The organism is uncultured Campylobacter sp., from assembly GCF_937997465.1.
Lineage (GTDB): Bacteria > Campylobacterota > Campylobacteria > Campylobacterales > Campylobacteraceae > Campylobacter_A.
Genome location: NZ_CALKTQ010000041.1, coordinates 1 through 1,280, shown reverse-complemented (window position 1 = coordinate 1,280; position 1,280 = coordinate 1). Strand labels below are relative to the sequence as shown.

Here is a 1,280-nt window from a genome sequence, read left to right as displayed (position 1 = left end):
GCCCGAAATCTCGATGATATCGGCGCCTATGATTTTAGTTTTTACGATCTGCTCCAGCACGACGAAAAGCTCGTCCATATCGATAGGCTTGATGACGTATTTATCGATGCCTACGTCGATAGCTTTTAGTAGTTTTTCCTTTTCGCTATACGCGCTTAGGATCACCACGGGAGTGTTTTTTGAGAACTCTTTTATCTGCCTTGACATCTCAAGCCCGTCCATGATAGGCATCATAATATCGGCTATCACGATGTCGGGGCTAAATTTTTTAAATTTCTTAAGACCTTCGTCGCCGTTTGAGGCCGAGATGACCTTTTGAAATACGCCGCCAAAAACCTCTTGCATCGACTCCCTTATGCCATCCTCGTCCTCGACTAGCAGTAGCGTTAGCTCTTTAAATTTTTTCATTTTTCATCCTTTAGCGGCAGCTTTATCTCAAATTCCGCTCCAAATTTTACGTTTTTAGCGCCGGCGCTTCCGCCGTGATTTTTGGCTATGCTTTTTAGCATATATAGACCGATCCCAGTACCCGCACTCGGGTGTTTGGTGGTGAAATACGGCTCAAAAATCTTGTCCATTATCTCCTCTTTTATACCGCCGGCGTTATCCGTTACTCTTATGATAGCAAATTTATCCTTTGTTTCTAACGTTAGCGTTACTTTTTTATCGTCTTTTTTATTTGCCAGCGCATCTTTGGCGTTAGAAAGTAGGATAATCACGGCCTGGCAAAGCTGCGACTCAAAGCCGTAAATTTGACCTTCGCTTTTTAGCTCCAATTTTACGTCTATGCCCTCTTTTTCGTAGATTCCCTGTACCATCTTTAGCGCGTTTTCTACCGCAGCCGAAGGAAAGAAAAGCTCCCTCTCGCGCTCGACGCTAAAAAAGTTTCTAAAATCCTCGATCGTCTGCGACATACCCTTTATCACGCGTTTTGCGTGCTCGTAGCCGGCCTCGAATTTCTCGTTTGCTTTGACGCTCTCTTTTAGTTTAAAAAGCGTAATGCTAAGCTCGTTTAGCGGCTGACGCCACTGGTGAGCGATGTTTGCGATCATCTCGCCCATCGAGGCTAGACGCGACTGCAAAAAAAGCATTTTGGTTTTTTCCTCGTTTTTTTTGATTTCTGCCTTTACCAAATTTTCTAGATTTTGGTTTAAATTTACGAGCTTGGCCGTCTGCTTGGCGACCCTGTTTTCGAGACTTCCGTTTAAATTTAACAGCTCTTTTTTCGTCTTTTCAAGCTCGTTGTTTAAATTTATCACGTCCGTCACGTCGTATCTAAT

At 43.6% G+C, this 1,280-nt stretch carries 2 protein-coding genes; both read right to left on the bottom strand.

Translation table 11 applies throughout. The annotated features are described in order from the left end of the window. Positions 1-408, bottom strand: a 408-nt coding sequence (locus Q0546_RS01180) for a response regulator (protein WP_298789793.1), incomplete at its 3' end; no start/stop codon positions are given. Continuing rightward, positions 405-1,280, bottom strand: an 876-nt coding sequence (locus Q0546_RS01175; protein ID WP_298789791.1) for a HAMP domain-containing sensor histidine kinase, incomplete at its 5' end; no start/stop codon positions are given. The genes Q0546_RS01175 and Q0546_RS01180, both read right to left, overlap by 4 nt.